The sequence below is a fragment of the Bacillus sp. 220_BSPC genome (assembly GCF_001054655.1).
Lineage (GTDB): Bacteria > Bacillota > Bacilli > Bacillales > DSM-1321 > Peribacillus > Peribacillus frigoritolerans.
Map to the genome: position 1 here is coordinate 1 of NZ_JVPL01000030.1, position 25,758 is coordinate 25,758.

Sequence of the window (25,758 nt, forward strand, 5' to 3'; positions counted from 1 at the left end):
GAGGAGGCTCCCTGACCGCCCGCGGAAAGCGAGTGCCTGTAGCGGAAATCCGCTGCAAATTGTACAAGCCATAAAAAAACGGGAGGCAAACTCGATTTCTTCAAATTTGTCTGCAGTCTCAGCAATTCTTTAATAAGAAATGCTTTTCTTTATGAACTAACAGATGCTTTACTTCTTAAAAGGAGCTGTCAGCAGCTCCTTTTTCTTATGCAGCTAAAGGGGGAGTGACTGAAAACAATCAATATGTGAGATTAAAATAACAATCAGTAAGTTGGTATATAAAGGTAAAAATAGAATAAATTTACACGAAATGATAATTATGATTTAATCAGAATGTCAGTACGTTTTATAAATGAATTACTCAATAATACAAGGAAGGTGTTATTATCCATGGAAATTAAATCGATTGTTTTACAGACTAAAAGTTTAATGCAAATGAAAAATTTCTATATTGGAACGTTAGGTTTTTCTCTCATTAATGAAGATAAGAATAGCTTTCGAATGGCTGTTGGTACAGGTGAAATGGAGTTTACAACAAAAGAAGTAAAAGGTGACCCCTATTATCACTTTGCTTTTAACATACCGGCTAACAAATTTAATGAGGCAAAATCATGGGCAAAAGAAAGAGTGAGTTTACTTGTTGAAGATGGCGTAGATGAAGCTAATTTTACTCATTTACCTGCCCATGCTCTTTATTTCTATGATCCTTCTGGTAATATAGTAGAATTTATTTCTAGATATGAAATTGCTGAAGCTAGTATGGAGCCTTTTTCGGTTAAAAGCATTTTAAACATTAGTGAAATAGGTTTAATTGTAGAAGACACTATAAGTGTGAGCGAAAAATTAAAGGAAATTGGTGTGTATGAGCGTGACAATCATACAATAAGTAAAAGATCCCTTAATTTCATGGGTGAAAGAAGGAAGGGAGTATTTATTATATTAGCCCAACCTGGGAGAAGGTGGATATTCTCCGATAAAACATCTGCCATATTCCCTCTTGAGATTACATTAATAAATAACAATAAAATAATCATCAATCCCGAAAATGAATTTCAGATATTTTGAGACAGGTTAAAATTTTCTTTATTTAGTGAGTGTATGGTTTTGATTCTTTGAGGGGGAAAGGCAATTATGAAAAAAGTTTGTATGATATTTATATTTGTTTCTGTACTTTTTTTCGGTTGTAGCAATGAAAAAAAAGATCTGAAAGAAGATCCTGGACTTGATGAATCGCAAAAGATAGAAGTATCGTCAGAAGAAAATCCAGAATTGGTTTTAAGCGTTATAGACAATCAGGTTGAAGTAAGTGAATTTGTTAATACACTTGAAGTTGATAAATGGCGTATTGTAGATACTCCTCCAAATTCAACTAAAGGGTATATTTATAAGATGTACCAAGAAGATACAGTCAAACTTGGAGAGCCAAATAGAGATAAAAAGGAACTTAAACAAATCGCTACAATTATTACATATAAAGATAGCCCTTATATTGAACTTAGAACCAAGAAACTACATTTGAATTTTAAAGTTCCAAAAAATGTAGCAGAATACCTATCCAATAAAGAGAATCAAAAACATTGACCATACAACAATTTCGTCAACAGTACGTTATTTCTTTTTATTGAATTAAATTAACTGGGAAAAGGCAGCTTTTTCTTATGGCAGAAAGGGGCAGGTTAGTAAGGGAACTTTTACCTTTTTAGTTCGTATTAAATGTAGCAGGAAATAAAGGTGTCCTTTGGAGTTGGTGTAAAAATGAAAAAAGTGTTAATGATCTCAGCAATGTCTGCGTTAGTATTAGCTGCGTGTGGTGAAGAAAAAGCACCATCTTGGAAAGGGGAATGGAAAAATATGAGTGGAGAAAAGAGTGTTTGTCGAAAATCCTTTACCTTTAAAGGGGAAAATAATTTTGAAATTCAAAATTCAAGAGTCCAAGGCGGGGGACAATCTTCTGGAACATATAAGCATATTGAGAGCAATGATTACGAATTTGATTATGGTAGAGGTTCTGACAACTTTACTATTATAGTTGAAAAAAATACGATGAAAGTTCATTCATCAGGCAAGGATACCATTTGCGAATATACTAAAGTCGATAAAATTAGAAATAAGTATGATAATCCATGGGAGTAAAAATTGCAGATTGGATTATGTAACTAAGGGGCAGGTTCGTTTTTTAAGCTTAACTTATTCGAATCTTGATTATTGAAAATACCTAAAATTGGGCTAATGATATTGATTGGGCTGTTACTTGTTAACTACTTTAAATATTCCAGGATTAATTCTATCTTCTCTTTTCGCAATATTAATTTTGTTTTTACTAAGAAAACTAGTGCAATCTATTAGACGGTAAAACCGTCTTTTTTATGTCACAGTATATATCACCTCAACAATAAGTGTTATGGAACTAAAGGGACAGGTTGTTGGAGAAGGAACTATTTTGAACGATCTAGAAATAAAGACTATAAAGAAAAGATAATGAGGTGTTTGTATAGAAAAGATACCTGTTAAAACGATTAAGAAGATAGAAGAAGACATTGAAAAAAATGATTTAGGGAAAGCAAGGGATAGGCTACATGGGTTAATTTCGACCTATCCTAATGAGTTAGAACTGCGCAGAAAGCTGGGGGACATCTATTTTGCATTGAAATACCCTTCAATGGCAGGTCGTTATTGGTATTTAGAAAAGAATAAGACATCAGAGATGGTAAAAGCGTGTATTTTGTTCGAAAAATCCATGGGAAACGATCCTTTCAGAATAGCACGAGCTCTGAAATTTAAAGGTGATAGTGAAATTTTAATAAGACTGGAATTGGATCAGGTAATTTCGCCTATACAAAATAAGGTGAAAGAGAGTCTGCTGGAACAACCTGACGATCTATTGAAAGATAATTTGGTTAGTTTGGGTTGCATCTCAATAATCATATTAACAATTCTCTTTGCATTAATCGGAGTTTACGCTTTTTTCAACTGGATTTTTTAATCGGTAACCTTGCTTTACAAGAGAGTTTTATAGTACTTGTTCTTTACCTAATGGGTGCGTTACTTTTAAAATCTGGCTGCCATCGCTGGCAGTCTTTTTAGGGGCAGGTTAGTTGAGCAATAAAGATAAAAATCATTCTATATGGAATGTTTTTTATCTTTATCATTATTCGGTGATGTACTAGGGTGTGTTAATATGCGGTCTAATACTTTTTCAGTAAATGGCATAAAGTAATTGAGTATCAGCCCGCCTAAACAAACAGTTAATAAAGTTCCAACGCCAATTGGTCCATTTGAAATCATTGCCATTATCAAGAATGCGAGGTAAATGACTGTTCTCGAAAAAAATATATTTGTTTTCGTTAATTCTTGTATGATTAATGTTAATCGGTCAACTGGAATCGGTGCAAAATTTGTGTGTAAATATGTTGCCGTTCCTAATCCTATAACAACTAAGCCGATTCCAAAACAAATAATTTTGCTGTACCATAGTTCAGGTGTTATCAAATGGTGCAATAAAAAAAGCCACATATCAATCCCGATCCCCGTTATAAATGCTGTTAACAACCCCAAAACTTCTGGTCTTTGCCTTTTTAAAAATGAATTAAAACATATCAAGATCAAGGCTATTATGACTTCCCAACTTCCCACAGTAAGCCCCGCATTTATGGATAGTCCCACCAAAAGTGCATCAAAAGGTGAAGTCCCAAGATCTGATTGTATAGTGAAAGAAATACCAAGGGTTAATATTAAAATTCCTAATACATAAAAAACATATTTCACTATACCGACCCCTTTATTTTTTTGTTGCAAACGCAACAAAATTACGTTAAATTTAATATAGGTCATTTTTATTGCATTTGCAACAAAAATATGTGCTAAGGAGTTCATTATGAAGGAAATTCTTCGTGAAATTGGAATGATAGCAAGGGCATTAGATTCCACAAGCAATATTGAATTTAAAGAACATGACCTTACAAAAGGGCAGTATTTGTACCTTGTGCGAATATGTGAAAACCCAGGAATCATTCAGGAAAAGTTAGCTGAGATGATAAAAGTAGATCGAACAACAGCAGCTCGTGCTATAAAAAAGCTTGAAATCAATGGCTTTATTGAAAAGAAAGAAGATAAACACAACAAAAAAATTAAAAAGCTCTTTCCAACGGAGAAAGGAAAAAATGTTTATCCTTTTATAAAAAGAGAAAATGATTACTCCAATATCGTTGCATTAGAGGGATTTTCGGAAAGAGAAGTAGAAACCATTTCCGATCTTCTTCAAAGAGTAAGAAAAAATGTAGAAAAAGACTGGGAATTTGTAAAAAAGGGAAACAAGAGAAATTATTGATTATGTAAAGGAGCGGCATATTTAAATGACTGCAAATATTAAAAAGTGTACCCTAGACAATTCGCGCATTCTCCAAGAAATTAGTTATGAAACATTTAATGAGACATTTAAGCATCAGAATTCACCCGAAAATATGAATGCCTATTTGGAAAGGGCGTTTAACTTAAACCAAATAGAAAAAGAATTAGCCAATATTTCTTCGCAATTCTTTTTTGTTTATTTTAATAATGAAGTCGCTGGATATTTAAAGGTCAATACCAATGATGCTCAGACTGAAGAAATGGGTGATGATTCACTTGAAGTCGAGCGGATTTATATAAAGAACAAATTTCAAAAACATGGGCTTGGTAAATATCTGTTAAATAAAGCAATGGACATTGCGATGGAAACTAATAAAAAGAAAATCTGGCTGGGCGTATGGGAAAAAAATGAAAATGCCATTGGTTTTTATAAGAAAATTGGGTTTGTTCAAACTGGAGCCCACTCTTTTTATATGGGTGATGAAGAACAAACGGACTTTATAATGACCAAAACACTCATATAACTTATTTTGAAAGGTGCATCATTGATAAATAATGAAGGAAATCCAAATTCAAACAAATGGCAGAACTGATGGAAAAGAGATTTAAAAAATCACATATAGCCCAAAATTATTTAACCCTCAGGTTCAATAATTTTGGATGGTACTGCACGAACGGTTAAAAACCAATTGGAACTCATTATTCACTTTATTATTTACCCGAATTACATGACGGATTCATGCTACTGCCGGTTTTATTCGGAGTATATTTCTTCTTTCAGATCTCATACTAAAGATAAGAAGGAGGGGTATACATGGCAAAACGAACAAAGAAAAATGATGCAGATCAAAAAAACAAACAAGGGTTTGATTCAAGCAAAACTGATTCTGAATTCTCTAAGGAATTCGGCAGTGCAAATGCCAATCAAGCACATAAAAATAAAGCAAAAAAAGAAAAAGCATCTAAAAATCAAGGTGAGTGGAAAGGCATGCATTGATGCCTGCTCAGTTCGCTTATCGTGCTTCAAACTTTTTACTTAACTTTATGTAAAGGAGCTTATTTAGATGACTCAATCCAAGCGACAACAAGAACGCCAATGGAAAGATCGTAAACAATCTCAGAATCCACATGGTAAGGTCCCTTCATTTGAACAATTAGCTGAAGATACGGGAAAAAATGAATCTGAAACTAAGTAAAACGCTTCTCTTTTCGTTACCTAAAGGCCATAATCATCGATGATTATGGTCTTTTTAGGTTTTTATATACGAGCTGGATTTTTAGAATGATTCGTATGTATCCCCTTAAGTACATACTGTAAAAGACAAAGACTACATAAAAATGCGGATTATTACAAAACCTTTTAGTAAGGAGTTTTTTGGAAGGGGGGAAGATCAGATATATGTTTTCATTACGGGGAGATGCTCATAAAATTTATCTTCAATTAAAAAAAGCCTCATACAAAAACCGATCTTTCAAAGGGATGAAGAAACTGATTGAAGTGGAAGAAATTCAAAATTTTTATAGTTCGATTGATAGCGATACGTTAAAAAAAGTTTATTATTGTATGATAAAAGAGAAAAACGGATCGGGGATCATTCCTATTATAATATCCTCTGGGCCTTGGCTTTTTCTTCTGTTTTCAAATCAATTGCAAGATTTCCTTTTTAAAGATGGGAGTTTGCTTTGGGTCGTCTTCAGTATAATATATATTACCATTCTTTCCATAAGTGTGTTTCTTCACTTTCATGAAAGATCATGGTCTTTTGTTCATATTGAAATCATTCAAGAAATTTTACATGATCGAAAAGGGATAAGGGGAAAGGCATGAGGTTCCCTCCATTTTTTTGGATGATATTTGTATACAAACTCAGCGATTCTTTAATAAGAATCGCTTTTCTTATTGAACTAATAGGATAGGTTACTTTAACCAAAATTCATCTAAAATATAATAAAAAGCGTGTAGTAGAGGAGCCAGAAAATAATATGGAATGTTTTTGTGAACAAAAAGAAACATATGAGTTGAAAGTTGAAGGGGATGTTGGGGCGGACCCTATATGGTGCAATCAATGTGGTTGTAACTTGGATATTGAGGACATTCTAATTTCAAATACGTTAACAAATGAATTAATTGAATGGGTAAATAGGTATGGTGAATGGATTGATTGGGATGAAGATAAATTGCTTCCTAATGGGATTGAACTTGAAGAAGAACACAATAAACAAGGATTAACTTTAACGGGAAAAATAAAGAAAGAACTTGAAGGGAAATATAGAATTAAATTTTCACCTTCGACAATGGCAAGAATGTATGCAAATAAAGATCATTAACCTTTATTCCACGGAGCTGTCTTTAAGGCAGCTTTTTCTTTTGGCAACTAAAGGGGCAGTTTGGTTGAGTAAGGGCTCAGTTGTTTTTTTCTAATTGCTGTTTCTTGTTTATTTGGTATGAGTGCATCTGTAAAAGAGTTTGATCCATTAATTGTACAGTGGAAGGAAAACAATCCTGAAGAAAAGAAATGCTTGGCGGTACCCCTAGGTGAAAGTTATAGGATAACATTGTGGTATGCAGCAAATGTGTTGAGGATTATTGGGTATTTATAATTCTTTACTAATCGTTCTAAAAAGGGTATTATTTAATCAGGGTTTGAAATTCATGTGAATATATTAGAACGTTCATTCTATAATGGATTATGACGTTTGTTTTTGTTAGTATTGGTTTATGGATTTTTTTTAAGGAGAAATAAAATGGCTAGAAGTAAAGAGTTTGACGAAAAAGCTGTATTAAGAAAAGCAATGGAGCTTTTCTGGGAACAGGGTTATGAAAAAACATCCATGCAAGATTTGGTGGATCATATGGGAATACACCGCAGGAGTATATATGATACATTTGGTGACAAGCGTTCATTGTTTTTAGCTTCCCTTAATCACTATGAAGAGCTCATCGTCAATGAGATGGAAAGCATAATTAGTAGCACTTCATCCATTAAACAGACGATACGTGATGTGTTTATTTTCGTACTGAATTCCATTGAACAATACCCAAAAGGTTGTCTATCAGTAAATGCAGCCATAGAATTATCTTTGCTGGACAAGGAAATTGGACGCATAGTTACAAAAATGTTTAACCGTACTGAAGATATGTTTAATAACCTTATAAAACGGGGCCAGACTAGTGGAGAGCTATCAAAAGAAATCGATTCTGATAACACATCCCGTTTCTTACACAACAATTTGGTAGGTATAAGAGTACTAATAAAAACTAATTACAATAAAAAAGAATTAGAAGGCATCATCACTCTAGCACTTTCAGTGTTGGACTAGCTTTCTTTTTTTTACACTTTCTAGAACGTTCATTCTAAAAATAACATGAAACAAACCATCATCATGCAACTTTATAAAACCGTTTTTAAATGTCTAAGGAGGAACACAATAATGACTAACTTTAAAATACCAACAGAATCAGAATTTATTGAAGCAGATGGAACTCGTTACGCATATAGAAAATTTGGTACACAGGATGGTATACCAGTAGTATTTCTTGTTCACTTTAGAGGAACGATGGAAAACTGGGATCCAAACATGCTTGAACCTATTGCAAATACACGCCCAGTAATCTTGTTTGACAATAAAGGGGTTGGTGAGACCGATGGACTAACGCCTACCACAATTGCTGATATGGCAAAAGATACAGCAACATTTATAAAAACTCTTGGATTAGAACAAGTTGACATTCTTGGTTTTTCCATTGGTGGCATGGTTGCACAAGAGCTAGTTTTACAAGAGGGAGATTTAGTAAGAAAAATTATTATGGCAGGTACTTCGCCTGAATCTGGTATTAATCCAAATCCAGAGATTTTTGAAAGAATGAATCGTCACGGCGGAACGGAAGAAGATGGAATAAATGATTTTATGTTCTTTTTCTACGGACAAACCGAAACAAGTAAATCTGCAGGAATGGCTTCACTAAAAAGAATTTTTAATCAGAAAAAAGTAAACAGTTCAGAACAAGTAAAAGAGGCACAATTACAAGCCATTGCAAAATGGGCTAAACAAAAACCCAATCATGATTATGAATGGTTACAAAACATCAAACACCCCGTACTTGTTACTAATGGTGTTAATGATGTGATGGTACCGACTAAAAACAGTTATATCTTAACAGAGAAATTACCCAAAGCACAGCTGATTATATATCCTGATTCTGGTCACGGGCATCTGTTTCAATTTCCAGAACTATTTGCAGAACACGTAAATTCATTCCTTGATTCTAATTCTTATTAAAAAGGAGTATTCGTATGAGCAGATTATTTGAAAAAGTTCGTATCGGAAACATTGACTTGAAAAATCGTATAGGAATGGCTCCGATGACTAGAAGTAGAGCTTTACCAGATGGTACACCGAGCGATTTAATAGCAGAATACTATGGTCAGCGTGCTTCAGTCGGTTTAATTATAAGCGAAGGAACCCAACCTTCAGATGATGGGCAAGGGTACACTAATACACCTGGTATTTATACAGAAAATCATATTAAAGGGTGGAAAAAAGTAACTTCTAAAGTTCATAGTGAAGGCGGTCATATTTTTGTTCAGCTTATGCATGTGGGACGTGTATCACATCCTGATATCACACCTCACCATCGCCAAGCAGTTGCACCGTCAGCTATTGCACCTGGTGTAGAAATTTTCACGGCAGAAGGAATGAAAGAAATTCCAACACCAAGAGAATTGAGTGAGCTTGAGATAAAAGATGTTATCAATGAGTTTCGTTTAGCAGCACGTTCAGCAATTGAAGCTGGTGCAGACGGAGTAGAAATTCATGGAGCGAATGGTTATCTGATCCAACAATTCCTCAGTGAAAACTCCAATCATCGTCAAGATGCATACGGTGGTACGATTGAGGGGCGTTCTCGATTCGCTATTGAAGTAGCTAAAGCAGTTGTTGATGAAATAGGAGCAGAAAGAACAGGCATCCGTTTTTCTCCTCAAGGAACACTGCAAGGCATTGATGAGGGGGAAAATAGCCTTGAGATGTATCGCTATTTAATAAGTGAATTAAATAAGCTTAACCTTGCATATCTGCATTTAATGCACTTCGGAAACGAGCAATTCCTAAAAGATGTGCGTCAACTTTGGGATCAATCACTTCTTGTTAACCGTCCTGGTCGTCCTCTAGATCAACTTTCGTCTGATGTAGATAATAATATTGCAGATGTTGTCACAGTTGGCACTTGGGTACTAGCTAATCCAGACTTTGTAGAACGGATTCAATCAGGTGCTCCCCTAAACGAACCTGATAAAAACACGCTCTATGCAGGGGGAAAAGAAGGTTATACAGATTATCCTTTCTTAAAATAATTTATTTAATATGAATATCCCATCCAGGGATATTCATAATCTTTTTTCTTAGGGTTCGTCATGAAAAGATACATGTGCGTTAAATAAAAATGTGGAGGATTGTAATGAAAGCTTTAGCAATTGAAAACTACGGTGAAAATCCAAATTTTTTAGACTTCCCTATGCCCAAAATGAATAATGATGAGGTCTTAGTTGAGATATATGCGGCAAGTATAAATCCTCTTGATACAAAAATTCGAAAAGGTGAATTAAAATTATTATTGAAATACAAGATGCCGTTAATTTTAGGAAATGATTTTTCTGGAAAAATTGTTGAAGTAGGTGCTAGTGTCACGAAGTTTAAAGTTGGTGATGAGGTATATGGTCGACCTAGAGCAAATAAAATGGGAACTTTTACTGAATATATCTCTGTCAACCAAGAAGATATTGCATTAAAACCGAAAAATTTAAGTTTTGAAGAAGCCGCCTCCATCCCTCTAGTCGGATTGACATCCTACCAAGCTTTACATGATATTCTGCGAATTGAAAAAGGACATAAAATATTAATACATGCAGGATCAGGGGGAGTAGGAACATTTGCTATCCAACTTGCAAAATATATGGGTGCTTTTGTCGCAACTACAGCTAGTGATGGTAGTGATTTGGTGAAATCTCTTGGCGCTGACGAAGTTATTAATTACAAGACAGAAAAGTTCGAACATTCGATTCGTGACTACAACGCAGTTCTTGATACCATTGGGGGGGCGACGTTAGAGAAATCATTTGTAACATTAAAAAAAGGAGGAAAGATTGTTTCTATATCTGGAATCCCGAATGGTCGCTTTGCTAAAGAAAACGGATTTAGCTCATTAAAAAAAACCTTATTTTCCATTGCAAGTTATAAACTTACGAAGCTAGAAAAAAAACATAATGTCCAATACACGTTTCTTTTTATGAAGCATAGTGGAGAGCAGTTGAAAATTTTAACAGAAATGTTAGAGTCAGAAGTAATTAAGCCTACACTTGATAAAGTTTTTATTTTCGAAGATGCCCAAAAAGCATTGGAGTATGCAGAGACGGGAAGAGCAAAGGGGAAAATAATACTTAAATTGAAATAATCGTCTTATCTAACAAACCTTTCCTTAGGTAGAAAGTTGTTATTTTTTCTAACTTATCGAGGTTGCTAATAGAACTATCGGGGGGCAGGTTAGTTGAAGATTATGGTAACATTTGTACTAACTGAAAGGAGGAAATTAGGTATGAACGATAAAGAGAAAATCTATTATGAACGAGGAACAGAGGAAATAAAATTAAAAAATATTCGTGCTCATAAACTTGTTCAAGAATTTAACAACAGTGCTATAGAAGATTTCTCAAAAAGAGAAGAAACTATAAAGAAATTGTTTGGTACTGTAGGTGTTGATCCTAATATTGAACACAATTTCCATTGCGATTTGGGCTACAATATCCACGTTGGCGATAATTTCTATGCTGGCTATAACTGCACTATTTTAGATATGGCAGAAGTTAGGGTGGGTGACAACTGTATGATAGGCCCCAATGTAGGGATATATACGGCTGGTCATTCAATCGAACCTAAGGATAGGAACAAGAGTGGTTATGGAATACCAATAATAATTGGAAACGATGTATGGATTGGTGGAAGTTGCATAATCCTGGCTGGAGTCACTATTGGAGATAATTCAATTGTTGCTGCTGGTTCCGTTGTTACAAAAGATGTTCCTGCCAATACAATAGTGGCTGGAAACCCAGCAAAGATACTAAAAAGTATTTAATTTTCCAGTTGTTCTTTGTTGATATCAGAAGTTATCACACCTCGCGAATAAGGAAGAATTATATATGGATAAAACAAGAGAGGTAATACCAGAATTAAGCTATTTAGATGTCATAGCAAAAACATTTAGGCAAACCATCCAGTACCAATCAATTTTGATTGGTATCATTGCTCTTAGTAGGTTAGTTTGTCCGAAGTATACAGGGGAAGGGAGAGTTTTTCCTTCCTTAACCAACCTTTCTACACATGAGTAGAAAGGTTGGTTAAACAATCCTCAATTTAATTTTCTTTCGTTAATCGACTCATTCGGAATGGAGTAATGATGAGAACGATAATAAGGACAATTCCCATATAGCCAAAGATTGGATAGAGAGAGGAAACAAGTTTAGTGAAGCCAAAGAAGCTTGCTATAAATCCGATCAACAGTGATGAAATAATGATTACTTTAAATTTTGTGGTCTGCGGATCAGAAAAGCGTGTTCCAAATGAGTAGAACATGCTGACTGCCGTATTGAAAATCATGGCGAACAGAACGAGAGAGTACAGAATGCCTAAGAGAGGTGAAATACTGTTGGCGATTCCCAGCATTGGCATATCCAAGCCCGATACAGTATTAATATTTGAGAAAATAGTAAGGTGACTAATTAAAAGAAGTAGACCTAAAGCGATCCCTCCTGTAAGTCCTCCAATGGATGATATCCTTTCATCAGGTTCATTTCCACCCATAACAAGTGTCATGGAAGCCCCCATTGCAATGGTTATTGAAATATAGTTTATTGTAGATACAAGCCAATGTCCCGCAGCTGAATTTTGTTCCAGCGCATGTGGTTCAAGTGACGTAAACGATGAATTCATTGTAAACATACTATAAATAAATAGAAAAAGTACGACAAGAATCAGAAATGGTGTGACGGATGCAATTACCTTAATCACACGGTCAACTTTCAGCATAACTGTTATCATGACAAGAACAGTCATAAGGATGGTTCCTATAAAGGAAGGTAATCCGAATTGCTGATCAAAGATCGAGCCTGACCCCGAAATCATGACAATTCCTATACCAAATAGGATGGCATTCAGAACATAATCAATGATACAGCCGAGAAAGCGACCGCAAATCTTATAAATTACTTCCTGATGCGAATCTGTTTGTGTACGACTGCCAAGCTTCATCAGAATCATTCCAAGGTATGCAAAAATTGCGACTGAAATGATAGCTCCAATTGTGCCCAAGTTCCCGAAGCTTACAAAATAAAGCATGGTTTCTTGTCCTGAGGCGAACCCTGCTCCAACTAGAATTCCGATAAAAGCGCTAGCGATCTTAAGGATTCTCTTCATGTTGTCCTCCGTTTTTCTTACGTTTATATTTTTTCTTAACTATTTGATGGATTGTTATTTGATAACCACATCTTTTGATACATATAATTTCCTAAGGAGGCTCCATGGTGTATTTATGGAGATGATTAACTTAGGCACCGTCCTTTTATGGTACTGAAGTTCCCCATTACTCTCGGGGGATTAGTCGATTTGCTGTACGCTACTGCCATCTCTTCATTCAGCTCTTTCGAACGTTTCGCAGCATGATGAATCGCCTGTGAAATGGCTCTGCCGCCATTATTTTTCCGTAACGCATCAAGTCCGGATGCTGTCGTTCCATTTGGTGAAGTGACTTTCTCTCTGAGACTTGCCGGTGTCTCGTCGTTCACCATAATCATCTTGGCTGCGCCTAAAATCGTTTGGGCGACAATCTCACGGACCATCGCTTCATCCATACCCTTTTTAACGCCAGCGTGTTCCATATGCTCCATTAAATAATAGAAGTAAGCAGGTCCGCTTCCTGCAATTCCTGTAAAAATATCCATATGCTCTTCTTCAATTAAGAACACTTTTCCCATACAGCCTAACAGTTCTTTCACTGCTATCACATTGTCCATCGCTGTATGTCTTCCCGGAGATAACGCAGTTGCCGACTCCCGGATCATGCTCGACGTATTCGGCATCAACCGCACAACCTGCTGTCCAAGCTGTAGATGATTTTCCATGAATTCAGTGGAAATGCCCGCTAAAACAGAAATTACAACTTGATCCACTCTTATTTTATCTTTGAGTGCATCAAGAGCCTCTGCTGCTCCCTGGGGCTTCATTGCCAAAATGAAGAAATCAACTTCTTCATATGGCAATGCATCCTGATGGACCGCATGGACTCCATACACGTGATTCATTTCCTCGAGTCGTAATTGATTGCTGCGATTTGTCACATAAATTCTCTCTGCTGGTATGCTCCCAATCTGCACAATTCCAGAAATCATCGACTCTGCCATCGAACCGGCTCCTAAAAATGCAACAGTTTTATCTCTCAACATTATGCCCTCCTAAAAGTTCATTGTTCGTAATTCCGTTCGTATTTTTTAACCTTGTTATCGTAACATGCTGAGATTTAGATTCAAGGGAAGAGAGGACATTCACAAGGAAAAGGCCGAGATAGTGAAGGGAAGCGTTATCATTTGGGGCTTACATGCCAGTCAGGTCATTTAATCAAGGATAATCGGCTGTAATCGGGGTATTTGCGGATATTTTAGGAAGAAAAACGAAAAAAACAATTCATATCATTACAGGTTTTGGCCGTATTTTTTAAATGCCCTTTTAATAATCGCTCTCCCGTTCTATCAAAGACTTGACCTGAGGGGAGAAGCACATGAAGATGAATATACAACATTATTAGTGCAAGGTGTTGATGAGGACGGGGTATCTTCCGAGTCATTACAGATATTAATGAAATACAAGCTTTTATAGAAAAAGTGAACAAATTGGAAGTTGTGCAACCTCCTAATAAGGAGGTTATAAAGAGTAAAGAATTAAATAAAAAAGGGAATTACTTTTTTATAATACCCGATAAAGAAACCATGGATAACAAAGTATACACTATTAATTTTTTAGTGATGGAAGGGTTATGTTTCAAGAATGGATCGGGGTGCGTTAGCTGTAGATCGGAGCTGTCTTATGGAACTAAAGGGGCAGGTAATTCAAGAAGGAAAATTATAGAGAAATATAGAAACTAGTATTTACTACTTATGTGGGAGGATCTGTATGCAAAAGAAGATTTACATTGTCAGACATTGTGAAGCACAAGGGCAACCTTCGGAATCTCCGTTAACAGAAAAGGGTTTGAAACAAGCGAAATATTTAGTTGATTTTTTCAGCAATGCAAAACTTGACCGAATAATAGCGAGTCCCTTTTTGCGTGCTATTCAATCAGTAGAACCATTATGTGAGAAAACAAAGATTAAAATAGAGATTGATGAACGCCTCTCAGAACGAACACTAAGCACAACGGAATTACCTGATTGGTATGAAAAACTAAAAGCAACATTTAATGATATGGAATTAAAATTCGAAGGAGGAGAGTCAAGTCAAGAAGCGAAAAATCGAATCGTAAATGTTGTAGAAGAAGTCTTTAAAAGTGGGGCTGAAAATACAGTAATCGTCAGTCACGGAAATATAATATCCTTACTGTTAATGAATTATAATAGTGACTTTGATTTCGAGTGTTGGAAAAATCTTAGTAACCCTGACGTTTTTCAAATAAACTGTATTAATAATGAAGTGATCTTGGAACGTATATGGGATGAAGATAAAATTTAGCTTAAGATAGGAGCTGTCTTTAAGGCAGCTTTTTCTTTATGCAACAATCTAGTCAGGATAGTTTAGGAATAAATGATATAATTTGTAATATTGATTTAATTGAAAGGAGTTTGTTGCATATGCCAACCTGTCAGCAATGTGGCTATAAATGGGGTTGGGTAGAGGCCTTTTTTAAAATGTTTACCTTTAAAAAGAGGTTAAGATGTTCATCCTGTGATTCATCCCAATACGTTTCCAAGAAAACAAGAAAGCTATTAAGCCTATTTATATTTATAACTTTATTGATCGTACCTTTAATATCATTTGGTGTACCTAAAGGTTATGCCTTAGTTTTTGAAATAGTTGCGTATGCTTTAGTGATTATTATGATGCCATTTATATATAAGTTAAGTAACAAGGATGAACCGATGTGGTAGTCATTTAAACAACGGGTGCGTAAGCTTAAGATAGGAGCTGTCTTTAAGGCAGCTTTTTATTAATGCAACTATCGGGGGAGTTTAGAAGAAGGGAGGAGTTAACATGAATCGGAATATTGGTACAGAAGAAGCGATTAAAAGGTGGGATAGTTTCGCGGATACATATTCTGCAAATCATACCGAGCAAGGAGACCTTCATAAAGAAGTTTTTTTAAATCCAACTTTATTATCACTTATGGAGCCGGTGAGGAATAAAAACATTTTAGATGCCGGGTGTGGTGAGGGGTATTTAAGTCGGATGTTAGCGAGGTCCGAAGCGACTGTAACGGCTGTGGATTATTCATCACGGATGATAGAAATTGCTAAGGGAAGAACTCCAAATGATTTGTTGATTGATTATAGGCAGGGGAATTGTGAGGACTTGTATTGCTTAGAGGATAAACGTTTCGATTTAATAGTATCAAATATGGTCATTCAAGATCTTGCAAATTACGAAAAAGCATTTCAAGAAATGTATCGTCTATTAGTAGATGGAGGCTGTTTCATATTTTCGATTTTGCATCCTTGTTTTGTTACTCCAGAGAGTGGTTGGGAAAAAACAAAGGACGGTAAAAAATTGCATTGGAACGTAGATAAGTATTTTTATGAAGGAGTGTATGAACAAGGTTTAGGAGATAAAGAAAAAATGCTATTCTTTCATAGAACATTAACAAGTTATATAAACACTTTAATCAAAACAGGTTTTATTTTAGAAAGCATAATAGAACCTAAGCCATCAAAAGAGATGTTAGAAAAATATCCTTCATTTGAAGAAGATTTCAGATGTGCTGATTTTATAGTTTTTAAACTAAAAAAGTAAAGGTGAATATTAATATTAGAAAATCAACTAGAGGAAGGTGTACATGGTGGGGAGAAATTACAAAATTATGAATGAGGTCTTAACAAATGTCCAGTAAAACATATCAAATGAACCAGAGTTATGTAGATTCTCAAGAAAAACAAAAAATGTTATACAAACGTACATTGATTATTATAAGTATTTCACAAATTTTTGGCGGTGCCGGTTTAGCGGCTGGAGTTACGGTGGGGGCACTTCTTGCACAACAAATGCTTGGCACAGATGCATTTGCTGGAGTGCCATCGGGTTTATTTACATTAGGATCTGCCGGGGCTGCTTTAATCGTAGGGAGACTTTCTCAACGTTACGGCCGCCGTACAGGTCTAACAGCTGGTTTTATGATAGGTGGACTTGGAGCAATAGGAGTCATAATGGCAGCCATCATAAATAGCGTTTTCCTTTTATTTGCTTCCCTGCTCATCTATGGTGCAGGAACAGCGACAAATTTACAAGCTCGTTACGCTGGTACGGACTTGGCTAACAATAAACAGCGAGCCACTGCCATTAGTATTACCATGGTGTTTACAACATTTGGTGCAGTTGCCGGTCCGAATTTAGTGAATGTAATGGGGGATTTTGCTCTTTCCATTGGCGTTCCTTCACTCGCTGGTCCTTTCATTTTATCAGCGGCAGCATTTATATTAGCAGGTCTTGTCCTTTTCGTTTTGCTTCGCCCGGACCCATTAGTTATAGCAAGAGCAATAGAAGCGACCAAGCAAGAAAGTAATCGATTAGGATATTCGGCTGATACTGAACAAATGGTAAACAAAAGAGGAATTATTGTTGGTGCGGCAATTATGGTTCTTACTCAAATTGTAATGGTGGCCATTATGACCATGACGCCAGTTCATATGAGGCATCATGGACATGACTTGGGTGAAATAGGTCTCGTTATTGGATTTCATATAGCTGCCATGTATCTTCCTTCACTGGTTACAGGTGTCCTTGTTGATAAGTTTGGCCGTACTGCCATGGCTATTGCCTCTGGAGCTACGCTGCTTCTGGCCGGTTTAATATCGGCGATTGCACCAGGTGATTCTATGATTCTCCTAGTTATTGCCCTTTCTTTACTTGGATTAGGATGGAATTTCGGTTTAATAAGTGGGACGGCTCTTATTGTTGATTCAACCGACACTTCAAATCGGGCTAAAACCCAAGGTACAGTGGATGTTTTAATTGCATTATCAGGAGCCTCTGGTGGAGCCTTATCTGGAATGATTGTGGCCGGTTCAAGTTATACAGCCTTATCATTTATCGGAGGGTTATTATCTTTATTATTGATTCCAGTGGTAATCTGGTCTCGGGGAAGTGACAAATAAAAAGAAGCCATATAATAAGTAAAAAAAGTCATTTCCTATCGTACAGGGAACGGGCTTTTTTTGCTGCGATTTGCTTATCATACAAAATACCACAGTTTGGCGATACCCTTCTATACGTCTATTTTTTCTATGATTAAGGCTCTGTTAAAGGATGTTGTTGATTTTCTTGCTGAACTATGGGGGCAGAATAATTGAAGAAGGAATTGAAGAAACAAAAAGAGAATAGGTACTGTTAGTTAAAATGATTTTTATAGAAAGAAGGATTAATATGGCATATTGCAAAGTTCGCCAAGCTGAAATTTATTATGAAGATTTAGGGGGAGGAAAACCAATTTTAATGATACACGGTTATTCTCCGGACCATCGATTAATGAGTGGTTGTATGGAACCAATATTTACTAAGAGGGAGGGGTGGCGACGTATTTATATCGACCTACCTGGGATGGGATTAACAAAAAAATATAACGAAATAAGTAGTTCGGATGAAATGCTGGATGCTGTTTTAGAGTTTATTCAAGCTGTAATTCCTAACCAAGAGTACGTAATTGCCGGGGAATCTTACGGTGGCTATATAGCTAGGGGCATTATTGAAAAGCATCAAGAACAAATACTTGGTGCAGCATTTATATGTCCTCTTATTATTCCTCTTCCAGAAAATAGAACAGTTGAGATACATAAAATAATGAGAACGGATGAGAAGTTCATTGAGAATTTATCAAAGGGTGAATTAGAAGATTTTAGAAATAACAACATTGTACTTGATGAGTACACATGGTTAAGGTACAACAAAGAAATTCTAAGTGGTTGTAAAATTGGTGATGAAAAGTTTCTAAATAAGGTTAAGAATAAATATGGGTTTTCTTTTAAGATTGACCAGTCTGATTTTATTAAACCCAGTGTATTCCTGTTAGGAAGACAAGACTCTTCGGTTGGATATAAAGATGCTCTGGACATAGCAAACAAGTATCCGCGAGGAACTTTTGCTGTATTGGATATGGCAGGTCACAATTTACAAATTGAACAACCACAACTTTTTAGCACTCTATTAAATGAATGGCTGGATAGAATTGAAGAGTTCCAAAACTAATACTTAACGCAGTAATTGAAGTTTGTGAAATATAGTATTTAAATTAACGGTTGCTTTAGCTTAGGATCGAAGGCAGCTATTTCTTATGGAACGGGGAGGTTAGTCAAATAACAATCCTTTGTAAATCTTATATTGCTATAATGGAAATAAAAGCTTAATTATTATAGGAGATAAAAATGTTTGATAAAATTAAGACTTGGGCGAGGAGACTAAAACAGCAAATTTTTATCCTTTACTTTGCTTGTAAAGATGAACGGGTGCCTTGGCATGCAAAGGTATTTACGGCTTGTGTTGTGGCTTATGCATTCAGTCCGATAGACATAATACCTGATTTTATACCCATTCTTGGCTACTTAGACGATGTAATTCTCGTTCCAATAGGGATAATGATCGCATTAAAGATGATACCAAAGAGTGTATTAACCGACTGTGAAGTTAAGGCAGAAGAAATGATGAAAAATGGTAAGCCGAAGAATTGGATAGTCGGCTCACTAATAGTAATGATTTGGGTCTTAATCATAATATGGGCTATTATATATATTTATGGTTTAATGAACTAACCGGTGCTTTACTTCACTAGGATGCACAAGAAGACCACTTATAGGTGGTCTCTTTTAATTGTTCAAAAAATCAACATTAATCTTTAACAAAGTCATGGTTAAAAAGCGATCTTAATATAGTCAATTGAATTATCCTATTTAAAAAGTGATTTCCCTCCATTAATTTGTGGTACAAGAATCGGATTCTCTGAAGCTGATGCATTGTCATTTTTTATTTTTTAAGATTCTTAGACTTTCCATATCCCCATTTACTATCACATCAATATGAGCAGAAATGATAGAGATATCCCAATCCCACCATTTAATTTCCAGCAGTTCGTTAATGATTTCTTCCGGGAAGCGGGTTTTAAGTTTCTTTTCGGGATTCCCTCCAACGATGGTGTAAGGTTCCACATCTTTGGTAATAACCGATTTGGCGGCTACAATTGCACCATCCCCAATTTTTATTCCAGGCATGATGACAGTATCCATTCCTATCCAAACATCATTTCCAATAATGGTATCGCCTTTAAACGGCAACTGATCTAACGCTGGCGTATACTTCTCCCAACCGTGTCCGAAAATGTTGAAGGGGTAGGTTGAAAAACCATCCATTCTATGGTTGGCTCCATTCATAATAAACGTTACACCAGGTGCCATGGCGCAAAATTTCCCGATGACAAGCCGGTCACCGAAGAATTCGTAGTGATATAACACTTGATCTTCAAAAGACTCACCATTCCTTGCATCGTAATATGAATATTCACCCGCAATAATGTTTGGTCTAGTGATTGTATTTTTAATAAATTGCACGACGTGATTTCCTTTAATCGGATATTTATCTTGAGGATTTGGTCCATGTTGCTTATTAGATTCCATGGATATCCACTGCCTTTCAGGGTTTTTATAATAAACTTAGCCGGCCGATCTTATTGCATTCCTCAGCGAACCAAATGGCACCATCAGGACCTGATGCAATTCCATGCGGCTCAGCATTTTGGGTAGGAATTGGATATTCCGTAATTTCTCCTTGCATGGTAATGCGCCCAATTTGATTACTTCCCCATTCAGTGAACCATAAAGCACGGTCAGGACCTGTCACTATTGCGTGTGGTCGGGCATCTGGAGTTGGGATGGTATATTCACATATTGTTCCAGAAGTAGTAATGCGCCCGATTTTATTTCCGTTAATTTCCACAAACCAGAGTGCACCGTCCGGTCCGCTTGTAATACCTACAGGACCAGCATGTTTTGTTGGCAAAGTGTAATTTGTCATTTCTCCAAGCATCGTAATGCGCCCAATTTGATTACTCTGATTCTCAGTAAACCAAATGGCACCGTCAGTTCCAGCAACAATGAAAGAGGGGTAACAGCCGGGACTCGGTAAATCATACTGAATCATTTCACCTGATGATAAAATTCGCCCTATCCTATTTCCATTCATCTCGGTAAACCAAATGTCTCCATTATGTCCTTCCGTTATTCCAAAAGGTGCTGAGTTCGGACTCGGGAGAGTATATTCGATGATTTCACCTGTACCTGTCAGTTTTCCAATTTTATTCGCCCTATTTTCCGTAAACCATATATCCCCCTGAGTTGTGGAAGTTATAGATAGCACACCAGCATTGGGGGTAGGAACAACGAATGGAGTGACTTCACCGTTAACGGTCATTCGGCCAATTTGATTTGCTTTATGTTGTGTAAACCATAGCGCACCATCTTTTCCGGCAGTTATTCCATATGGGCCTGAATCTTTGTCAAGAAGTTCGTATTCGTCCATTTTTATCCCCATTATATGCCTCCTTCTTTTTGTATGAAATTCTTCTAGTCATTCGTTATAAATAATTGAAATCCTGTGAAAAAGTTTTTGCACAAGGTGTGAAGTCTGTCCAAGGAGAGATTTTAATTCATGGATGAAAAGGTTATTGAGATTCTATGTTTCAAATTGGTCATATTTGCAGGAGAACCCAATTACCTAACAATTTGGGTGAATTGTCTGATACAAAAGTTTTTTTTCCACATAGTTTATTAAAAAGTATGGTTACTCCAGCGGTGTTGATTAATCATGGGTATTTAATAAAGAACAATATTCAACATTAGAAAATTATGCTTGTATATGGATACAGCCTGATATTAGAACATAATGAATCTGTCGTGACCTTGCCCTTATTTTGGCGGAAAATACTTTTATATATATCACAGGAGGGGTTTTCATGGAGAAAGCAATAATTGTGCCTTGGGAAGAAGATGAGCTCACTCATGAGTTTTTTGTTCCTGAATATATTGAAAAAATGGCACTGGAAGTTCTTGAACATTACGGTTTCTCCGTTCAGAACATTCAAGTTGTTACAACAAAACCAGATAAAGGCGGCTCTATATGGAAAATGGAAACAAGTTCAGGGCCAAAGAGTTTAAAACTTTTACACAGAAGACCTACAAGAAGCATGTTTAGCTTAGGAGCTCAAGAATATTTAGTTAATGTTAAGGAAGCAAGAGTACCGCCCATCGTGAAAACAAAAGATGGAAAGGATTATGTTGAGGCTGGAGGGAAGTTATGGTTCGTCGCTGAGTGGATCGAATCATTGGCACCTGTATCAAAGGATTTGGAAGGAGCCAAACATCTTTGTAATGCTCTCGGCGAATTCCACCTTTTAAGCAAAGGGTATGTTCCGCCTAAACAAGCTGAAGTTGCATCCCGGTTATATAAATGGCCAGCGACTTATGAAAAAGTCATCAATAAGATGGATTGGTTTCGGAACATTGCTAATGCATATGAAGAAATGCCTGCAAGCCCCTATTTGCTGAATGTTTTAAATGATTTTGAAGAACAAGCAAAAAGAAGCTTAGAAAGATTAAGTGAATCAAGCTATCTAGAGCTAGCGAAACAAGGTAATGAATATTGGGGATTAGTGCATCAAGATTATGGCTGGTCAAATGGTCAAATGGGCTCTAATGGAATGTGGATTATTGACCTTGACGGTGTTGCTTATGACCTTCCCATTCGCGATTTAAGAAAACTGATTACCGGCACAATGGCGGATTTATATAGATGGGATGCAACTTGGGTAAGGGAAATGATCAAGTCCTATCACGAGGCAAATCCAATTTCATCGCAACTATATGATATCTTAATGATCGATTTATCTGCTCCAAATGAATTTTACAAGAATGTTAAAGAAGTAGTATATGAACCTGAATTATTTCTAACTGATCAAACAACAGCGATGATTCAAACAATTGTTGATACCGATCAAACAAAATGGCCAGTGTTAGAAGAAATTAAAGATGATTGGAAGGGAATGGAACAAACATGAAAATTTTAATGATTTGTACCGAAAAGCTTCCTGTTCCTCCGGTACTGGGCGGGGCCATTCAAACCTATATCTCAGGCATCCTGCCGCATTTAAGTAAAGCCCATGATATTACGGTTTTAGGTATTAATGATCCATCACTCCCTGATCAAGAGACGATTGATGGAAACCGTTATGTACGTGTACCTGGAAAAATATTCGAAGTATATCGAGAAGAGGTTGTCAGCTATCTTAAAGCAAATCATTTCGATCTAATTCATATATTCAATCGGCCTCGGCTAGTCCTTCCTGTCCGAAAAGCAGCCCCTCATTCAAAAATTACCCTTAGCATGCATAATGATATGTTTAATCCAGAGAAAATCAATCCGGAGGAAGCAAAAGCAGCCATAGACGAAGTTACGAATATTGTAACGGTGAGTGATTATATAGGCAATGTCATAAAAAGTTTATATCCACAAGCTTCATCAAAGATCCGCACCATCTATTCTGGTGTTGACACCAATCGATTCCTGCCCGGCAGTCACCCGAAAATGCAAAAAATCCGTAATGAATTACGTAAAGCGAACGGTCTTGAAAACAAAACGGTCATACTATTTGCAGGTAGACTTTCAAGTAATAAAGGTGTAGATAGGTTAATTCGGGCACTGCCTGAGCTTTCAAGTAAATTTAAGGATTTGGCTTTAGTTATTGTCGGAAGTAAATGGTTCAGCCAAAATGATGTTACCGATTATGTAGCTTATGTAAGAGCATTGGCCAAAAAGCTGCCTATCCCAGTTGTTTCAACTGGTTTTGTCGCACCTAGTGAAATACAAAATTGGTTCGCTGCTGCCGATTTATTCGTGTGTACATCAATATGGCAAGAACCGCTTGCGCGCGTCCATTATGAAGCGATGGCTTCAGGGCTTCCAATCGTAACAACTGCAAGAGGCGGAAATCCAGAGGTCATTCGTATAAGGGAGAATGGGCTTGTAGTAGAGAATCCAGAAGATCCTGGGTGTTTTACAGAGAAGATTACAGAAATTCTATCAAACAGGTCACTAATGAAAAAAATGGGCGAACGAGGCAGGGAACTTGCCTTAAGCTTATATGAATGGGATCGAGTAGGATCTGAAATACTTGAAGTTTGGAAAAAATAACTGTATAACCAATCAAGAGTGGATGTGAATTGCGCTTACAAAATACTTGTCACTGGTGCTGAAGGGGTTACGGATCACATTTATGTGAACCATTCCTAAAGGGTACGAAAAACAAAATGATTGGCGATGATGCATCTGCAGGACCTACCTCTATTACCCTCTAATAAGCTAAGGAAGTTAAGCTTATAGCTCTCCAGAACCACCCCAAGTGTCAATTTTATTATGCGGAAAATTTGTCAATGACACCCCACGGAATCAGGCTTTGTAAAAAAAATACAATTTAAGGGACCCCTTGAATGTAGACTCGAAAAAGGTCGGGAATTTCGGGAGTGACTCCAAATTTTTGGAGGGTTATATCGCTCTCCTTTCAAATGAAACAAGTTGAAGAGCCATAATTGAGTAAAAAAAAGCACCTTGCTAACCTATTAAATAGGCTGTTGCAAGGTGCTTGTATTATTTGTTTGAAAATTCCCTGAATAAGGTTATAATTAAAAGTGTTGGAGAACCTAGCCAACTAGACACCCTTAGAGAATTGCCTTGTCCGCTACTTTCTAAGGGTGGATATTAATATTCTGGCTCATGCTTGGTTGAATTTCGGATATGGAATGATGGTGTGTAATGGATGGATTTGTTTTTCCATTCAGGATGGCATTTAACACAACCAGTGTTATTGTACCCATCACGACTCCGTTTCCACATATTAATTGGACTGTTTCCGGGAATTTATCGAATGCTTCCGGGACCCCCTTGACTGCCAGACCGACTCCTATTCCAAGTGCAATCGTCAATTGATTGGAAGGTTTGCTTAAATCCGCTTTGGCTATCATCCCCAAAGCTGCAGAAAGAAGCATGCCGAACATTGGTATCATGGCCCCGCCCAGAACGGGTAAAGGGATCATTGTCGTAAGACCGGCAACCTTAGGCACAAAAGCTAGAAAGATTAGGATACAACCTGCCGTGACTACTACCGAGCGCTGAGTTACCTTTGTCAGCAAGACCAAGCCAACATTTTGTGAGAAGGTAGAATGGTTGAAAGAGTTGAAGATACCGCTTATGAAGCTCCCTATTCCTTCTGCACGGAGGCCCTTTTCCACATCTTTTTCGGTTATTTCCTTCCCGCATACTTCCCCGAGTGTCAAAAAGACGCCTATACTTTCCACAGCTATGATTAAAGATATGATTGTCATGGTGATAATAGATGAAAGGTCGAAGGTAGGTACCCCAAAATAAAAAGGAGTCACCATTGTAAACCAGCTGGCCTCTATAAAGCCGGAGGTATCGACCATACCTAAAAAACCAGCCAATATAGTGCCAAGAATCATGGCGAAAAGAACTGAAACCGCTTTCAAGAAACCTTTAGTAAGTGTATTCAATAAAAGGAAACTTACTAGTGTAAAACAAGCTAGCATTAGATTCATAGGATCTCCAAAGGTGGGGGAACCGACTCCGCCCGCTGCATTTTTCATGGCAACTGGCATTAATGACACGCCTATGATTAATATGACGGACCCTGCAACAATTGGTGGGAAATAGGGTATTAATTTACCGATTACTCCTGATAAAATGGCAACAATTATTCCGGATACCATAACTGCGCCTAAAACCCCGGTTATACTATGGACCGATCCTATGGCTATTACTGGCTCAACCACGATAAAAGAAACAGCCATTAAAGCAGGTAACCTTATACCAAATCCTTTACCGCCAATAACTTGAAGCAAGGTGACTATCCCGCAGGCGAGTAAATCAAACGAGATCAGGTATATGATCTGTTCTTGTGTCAAGCCGATTGCAGGACCGACGATTAGTGGAACAGCTACCGCTCCTCCATACATTACACAAACATGCTGTAAACCTAACAATAACGTGTTTAGTTTGCTCAATTTTTCCATGTTTGCCCCCTTTTAATTAGTCACGACTTTCCAATTATATGAA

The 25,758-nt window shown here is 36.7% G+C and carries 28 protein-coding genes and 1 pseudogene; 23 read left to right on the forward strand and 6 right to left on the reverse strand.

Translation table 11 applies throughout. The features are described 5' to 3' along the window. The first annotated feature begins 390 nt into the window (after positions 1 to 390). The 4 genes from ADA55_RS01920 to ADA55_RS01935 all read left to right on the forward strand — a co-directional run bounded on the left by ADA55_RS01920 (position 391) and on the right by ADA55_RS01935 (position 2,983). A complete protein-coding gene (locus ADA55_RS01920) occupies positions 391 to 1,065 on the forward strand; it encodes a VOC family protein (RefSeq protein ID WP_048678328.1) in 675 nt (224 codons plus the stop codon). 66 nt (positions 1,066 to 1,131) lie between these two features. Next, positions 1,132 to 1,581: a hypothetical protein gene (locus tag ADA55_RS01925; RefSeq protein ID WP_048678330.1), complete on the forward strand. Its 450-nt coding sequence runs from the start codon at positions 1,132 to 1,134 to the stop codon at positions 1,579 to 1,581. A gap of 174 nt (positions 1,582 to 1,755) precedes the next feature. Continuing rightward, positions 1,756 to 2,133, forward strand: coding sequence for a hypothetical protein (locus ADA55_RS01930; protein WP_048678333.1), 378 nt, complete (start codon positions 1,756 to 1,758; stop codon positions 2,131 to 2,133). Between the two features lie 358 nt (positions 2,134 to 2,491). Continuing rightward, positions 2,492 to 2,983, forward strand: a complete 492-nt coding sequence (locus ADA55_RS01935; RefSeq protein ID WP_048678336.1) for a DUF6584 family protein — start codon at positions 2,492 to 2,494, stop codon at positions 2,981 to 2,983. A 137-nt stretch (positions 2,984 to 3,120) separates the two neighbouring features. Here the strand turns inward: ADA55_RS01935 and ADA55_RS01940 are convergent, their stop codons facing one another. Next, positions 3,121 to 3,765 (reverse strand): YczE/YyaS/YitT family protein, encoded by a 645-nt coding sequence (locus tag ADA55_RS01940; RefSeq protein WP_048678430.1) that lies wholly within the window; start codon positions 3,763 to 3,765, stop codon positions 3,121 to 3,123. A 109-nt stretch (positions 3,766 to 3,874) separates the two neighbouring features. Between ADA55_RS01940 and ADA55_RS01945 the strand changes: the two genes are divergently transcribed. The 11 genes from ADA55_RS01945 (at position 3,875) to ADA55_RS01995 (ending at position 11,729) form a co-directional block, all read left to right on the forward strand. Beyond that, positions 3,875 to 4,327: a MarR family winged helix-turn-helix transcriptional regulator gene (locus ADA55_RS01945; RefSeq protein WP_048678340.1), complete on the forward strand. Its 453-nt coding sequence runs from the start codon at positions 3,875 to 3,877 to the stop codon at positions 4,325 to 4,327. Positions 4,328 to 4,352: 25 nt separating this feature from the next. Continuing rightward, positions 4,353 to 4,871, forward strand: a complete 519-nt coding sequence (locus ADA55_RS01950; protein ID WP_048678342.1) for a GNAT family N-acetyltransferase — start codon at positions 4,353 to 4,355, stop codon at positions 4,869 to 4,871. A 290-nt stretch (positions 4,872 to 5,161) separates the two neighbouring features. Beyond that, positions 5,162 to 5,344: a hypothetical protein gene (locus tag ADA55_RS01955; RefSeq protein ID WP_034310968.1), complete on the forward strand. Its 183-nt coding sequence runs from the start codon at positions 5,162 to 5,164 to the stop codon at positions 5,342 to 5,344. Positions 5,345 to 5,411: 67 nt separating this feature from the next. Next, the gene (locus ADA55_RS30210) at positions 5,412 to 5,543 is read left to right on the forward strand and encodes a DUF6254 family protein (protein WP_221408526.1); all 132 of its coding nucleotides are present in this window, start codon (positions 5,412 to 5,414) and stop codon (positions 5,541 to 5,543) included. A 787-nt stretch (positions 5,544 to 6,330) separates the two neighbouring features. Further along, positions 6,331 to 6,675, forward strand: coding sequence for a hypothetical protein (locus ADA55_RS01965; protein WP_048678348.1), 345 nt, complete (start codon positions 6,331 to 6,333; stop codon positions 6,673 to 6,675). A gap of 417 nt (positions 6,676 to 7,092) precedes the next feature. After that, the gene (locus tag ADA55_RS01970; protein WP_048678351.1) at positions 7,093 to 7,668 is read left to right on the forward strand and encodes a TetR/AcrR family transcriptional regulator; all 576 of its coding nucleotides are present in this window, start codon (positions 7,093 to 7,095) and stop codon (positions 7,666 to 7,668) included. 111 nt (positions 7,669 to 7,779) lie between these two features. Next, complete coding sequence (locus ADA55_RS01975; RefSeq protein WP_048678352.1) at positions 7,780 to 8,628, forward strand: alpha/beta fold hydrolase; 849 nt, start codon at positions 7,780 to 7,782, stop codon at positions 8,626 to 8,628. A gap of 14 nt (positions 8,629 to 8,642) precedes the next feature. Beyond that, a complete protein-coding gene (locus tag ADA55_RS01980) occupies positions 8,643 to 9,701 on the forward strand; it encodes an alkene reductase (protein WP_048678354.1) in 1,059 nt (352 codons plus the stop codon). Between the two features lie 104 nt (positions 9,702 to 9,805). Further along, positions 9,806 to 10,798: an NADP-dependent oxidoreductase gene (locus tag ADA55_RS01985; RefSeq protein ID WP_048678356.1), complete on the forward strand. Its 993-nt coding sequence runs from the start codon at positions 9,806 to 9,808 to the stop codon at positions 10,796 to 10,798. Between the two features lie 141 nt (positions 10,799 to 10,939). After that, positions 10,940 to 11,476: a sugar O-acetyltransferase gene (locus tag ADA55_RS01990; RefSeq protein ID WP_048678359.1), complete on the forward strand. Its 537-nt coding sequence runs from the start codon at positions 10,940 to 10,942 to the stop codon at positions 11,474 to 11,476. Positions 11,477 to 11,540: 64 nt separating this feature from the next. Next, positions 11,541 to 11,729 carry a hypothetical protein gene (locus ADA55_RS01995; RefSeq protein ID WP_048678360.1) on the forward strand — a complete coding sequence of 63 codons (189 nt, stop codon included), beginning with the start codon at positions 11,541 to 11,543 and terminating at the stop codon, positions 11,727 to 11,729. Positions 11,730 to 11,754: 25 nt separating this feature from the next. Here ADA55_RS01995 and ADA55_RS02000 read toward each other — a convergent pair whose 3' ends face one another. Then, a complete protein-coding gene (locus tag ADA55_RS02000) occupies positions 11,755 to 12,813 on the reverse strand; it encodes a membrane protein (protein ID WP_048678362.1) in 1,059 nt (352 codons plus the stop codon). 125 nt (positions 12,814 to 12,938) lie between these two features. Further along, entirely contained in the window at positions 12,939 to 13,838 is a 900-nt protein-coding gene (gene proC / locus ADA55_RS02005; RefSeq protein ID WP_065421095.1) for a pyrroline-5-carboxylate reductase, read from the reverse strand. Between the two features lie 724 nt (positions 13,839 to 14,562). Between proC and ADA55_RS02015 the strand changes: the two genes are divergently transcribed. The 6 genes from ADA55_RS02015 to ADA55_RS02040 all read left to right on the forward strand — a co-directional run bounded on the left by ADA55_RS02015 (position 14,563) and on the right by ADA55_RS02040 (position 19,397). Continuing rightward, a complete protein-coding gene (locus ADA55_RS02015) occupies positions 14,563 to 15,117 on the forward strand; it encodes a histidine phosphatase family protein (protein ID WP_048678367.1) in 555 nt (184 codons plus the stop codon). Positions 15,118 to 15,155: 38 nt separating this feature from the next. Continuing rightward, the gene (locus ADA55_RS02020; RefSeq protein WP_055348204.1) at positions 15,156 to 15,533 is read left to right on the forward strand and encodes a TIGR04104 family putative zinc finger protein; all 378 of its coding nucleotides are present in this window, start codon (positions 15,156 to 15,158) and stop codon (positions 15,531 to 15,533) included. Positions 15,534 to 15,636: 103 nt separating this feature from the next. After that, complete coding sequence (locus tag ADA55_RS02025; RefSeq protein WP_048678372.1) at positions 15,637 to 16,392, forward strand: class I SAM-dependent methyltransferase; 756 nt, start codon at positions 15,637 to 15,639, stop codon at positions 16,390 to 16,392. 86 nt (positions 16,393 to 16,478) lie between these two features. Next, the gene (locus ADA55_RS02030) at positions 16,479 to 17,750 is read left to right on the forward strand and encodes an MFS transporter (RefSeq protein ID WP_048678373.1); all 1,272 of its coding nucleotides are present in this window, start codon (positions 16,479 to 16,481) and stop codon (positions 17,748 to 17,750) included. 268 nt (positions 17,751 to 18,018) lie between these two features. Continuing rightward, entirely contained in the window at positions 18,019 to 18,837 is an 819-nt protein-coding gene (locus ADA55_RS02035; protein WP_048678375.1) for an alpha/beta fold hydrolase, read from the forward strand. 176 nt (positions 18,838 to 19,013) lie between these two features. Further along, a complete protein-coding gene (locus tag ADA55_RS02040) occupies positions 19,014 to 19,397 on the forward strand; it encodes a YkvA family protein (protein WP_048678377.1) in 384 nt (127 codons plus the stop codon). 204 nt (positions 19,398 to 19,601) lie between these two features. On the opposite strand, the gene ADA55_RS02045 is transcribed toward ADA55_RS02040, so the two are convergent. Together ADA55_RS02045 and ADA55_RS02050 are read right to left on the reverse strand one after the other, a co-directional pair. Beyond that, positions 19,602 to 20,255, reverse strand: coding sequence for a Vat family streptogramin A O-acetyltransferase (locus tag ADA55_RS02045; RefSeq protein ID WP_048678380.1), 654 nt, complete (start codon positions 20,253 to 20,255; stop codon positions 19,602 to 19,604). Positions 20,256 to 20,280: 25 nt separating this feature from the next. Beyond that, positions 20,281 to 21,168, reverse strand: a complete 888-nt coding sequence (locus tag ADA55_RS02050) for a virginiamycin B lyase family protein (RefSeq protein ID WP_048678384.1) — start codon at positions 21,166 to 21,168, stop codon at positions 20,281 to 20,283. A 421-nt stretch (positions 21,169 to 21,589) separates the two neighbouring features. On the opposite strand from ADA55_RS02050, the gene ADA55_RS02055 reads away from it, so the two are divergent. Then, the gene (locus ADA55_RS02055; RefSeq protein ID WP_048678387.1) at positions 21,590 to 22,690 is read left to right on the forward strand and encodes a CotS family spore coat protein; all 1,101 of its coding nucleotides are present in this window, start codon (positions 21,590 to 21,592) and stop codon (positions 22,688 to 22,690) included. After that, positions 22,687 to 23,820, forward strand: a pseudogene (locus tag ADA55_RS02060) (glycosyltransferase family 4 protein); the annotation flags it as partial. The gene ADA55_RS02055 and the pseudogene ADA55_RS02060, both read left to right, overlap by 4 nt. A 554-nt stretch (positions 23,821 to 24,374) precedes the next feature. On the opposite strand, the gene ADA55_RS02065 reads toward ADA55_RS02060, so the two are convergent. Then, on the reverse strand, positions 24,375 to 25,715 hold the full coding sequence (locus ADA55_RS02065; protein ID WP_048678392.1) for a nucleobase:cation symporter-2 family protein: 1,341 nt from the start codon (positions 25,713 to 25,715) through the stop codon (positions 24,375 to 24,377). Positions 25,716 to 25,758: the final 43 nt, after the last annotated feature.

What these genes read in the sequence shown, in the direction of transcription:
- ADA55_RS02020 (WP_055348204.1), top strand. Translation starts at nt 15,156, where the DNA reads ATGCAACAATCTAGTCAGGATAGTTTAGGAATAAATGATATAATTTGT.
- proC (WP_065421095.1), bottom strand. Translation starts at nt 13,838, where the DNA reads ATGTTGAGAGATAAAACTGTTGCATTTTTAGGAGCCGGTTCGATGGCA.
- ADA55_RS01925 (WP_048678330.1), top strand. Translation starts at nt 1,132, where the DNA reads ATGAAAAAAGTTTGTATGATATTTATATTTGTTTCTGTACTTTTTTTC.
- ADA55_RS01975 (WP_048678352.1), top strand. Translation starts at nt 7,780, where the DNA reads ATGACTAACTTTAAAATACCAACAGAATCAGAATTTATTGAAGCAGAT.
- ADA55_RS02000 (WP_048678362.1), bottom strand. Translation starts at nt 12,813, where the DNA reads ATGAAGAGAATCCTTAAGATCGCTAGCGCTTTTATCGGAATTCTAGTT.
- ADA55_RS02050 (WP_048678384.1), bottom strand. Translation starts at nt 21,168, where the DNA reads ATGGGGATAAAAATGGACGAATACGAACTTCTTGACAAAGATTCAGGC.
- ADA55_RS02055 (WP_048678387.1), top strand. Translation starts at nt 21,590, where the DNA reads ATGGAGAAAGCAATAATTGTGCCTTGGGAAGAAGATGAGCTCACTCAT.
- ADA55_RS01920 (WP_048678328.1), top strand. Translation starts at nt 391, where the DNA reads ATGGAAATTAAATCGATTGTTTTACAGACTAAAAGTTTAATGCAAATG.
- ADA55_RS01990 (WP_048678359.1), top strand. Translation starts at nt 10,940, where the DNA reads ATGAACGATAAAGAGAAAATCTATTATGAACGAGGAACAGAGGAAATA.
- ADA55_RS01955 (WP_034310968.1), top strand. Translation starts at nt 5,162, where the DNA reads ATGGCAAAACGAACAAAGAAAAATGATGCAGATCAAAAAAACAAACAA.
- ADA55_RS01930 (WP_048678333.1), top strand. Translation starts at nt 1,756, where the DNA reads ATGAAAAAAGTGTTAATGATCTCAGCAATGTCTGCGTTAGTATTAGCT.
- ADA55_RS02025 (WP_048678372.1), top strand. Translation starts at nt 15,637, where the DNA reads ATGAATCGGAATATTGGTACAGAAGAAGCGATTAAAAGGTGGGATAGT.
- ADA55_RS30210 (WP_221408526.1), top strand. Translation starts at nt 5,412, where the DNA reads ATGACTCAATCCAAGCGACAACAAGAACGCCAATGGAAAGATCGTAAA.
- ADA55_RS02065 (WP_048678392.1), bottom strand. Translation starts at nt 25,715, where the DNA reads ATGGAAAAATTGAGCAAACTAAACACGTTATTGTTAGGTTTACAGCAT.
- ADA55_RS02035 (WP_048678375.1), top strand. Translation starts at nt 18,019, where the DNA reads ATGGCATATTGCAAAGTTCGCCAAGCTGAAATTTATTATGAAGATTTA.
- ADA55_RS02040 (WP_048678377.1), top strand. Translation starts at nt 19,014, where the DNA reads ATGTTTGATAAAATTAAGACTTGGGCGAGGAGACTAAAACAGCAAATT.
- ADA55_RS01995 (WP_048678360.1), top strand. Translation starts at nt 11,541, where the DNA reads ATGGATAAAACAAGAGAGGTAATACCAGAATTAAGCTATTTAGATGTC.
- ADA55_RS01965 (WP_048678348.1), top strand. Translation starts at nt 6,331, where the DNA reads ATGGAATGTTTTTGTGAACAAAAAGAAACATATGAGTTGAAAGTTGAA.
- ADA55_RS02030 (WP_048678373.1), top strand. Translation starts at nt 16,479, where the DNA reads ATGTCCAGTAAAACATATCAAATGAACCAGAGTTATGTAGATTCTCAA.
- ADA55_RS01950 (WP_048678342.1), top strand. Translation starts at nt 4,353, where the DNA reads ATGACTGCAAATATTAAAAAGTGTACCCTAGACAATTCGCGCATTCTC.
- ADA55_RS01970 (WP_048678351.1), top strand. Translation starts at nt 7,093, where the DNA reads ATGGCTAGAAGTAAAGAGTTTGACGAAAAAGCTGTATTAAGAAAAGCA.
- ADA55_RS01980 (WP_048678354.1), top strand. Translation starts at nt 8,643, where the DNA reads ATGAGCAGATTATTTGAAAAAGTTCGTATCGGAAACATTGACTTGAAA.
- ADA55_RS02015 (WP_048678367.1), top strand. Translation starts at nt 14,563, where the DNA reads ATGCAAAAGAAGATTTACATTGTCAGACATTGTGAAGCACAAGGGCAA.
- ADA55_RS01985 (WP_048678356.1), top strand. Translation starts at nt 9,806, where the DNA reads ATGAAAGCTTTAGCAATTGAAAACTACGGTGAAAATCCAAATTTTTTA.
- ADA55_RS02045 (WP_048678380.1), bottom strand. Translation starts at nt 20,255, where the DNA reads ATGGAATCTAATAAGCAACATGGACCAAATCCTCAAGATAAATATCCG.
- ADA55_RS01945 (WP_048678340.1), top strand. Translation starts at nt 3,875, where the DNA reads ATGAAGGAAATTCTTCGTGAAATTGGAATGATAGCAAGGGCATTAGAT.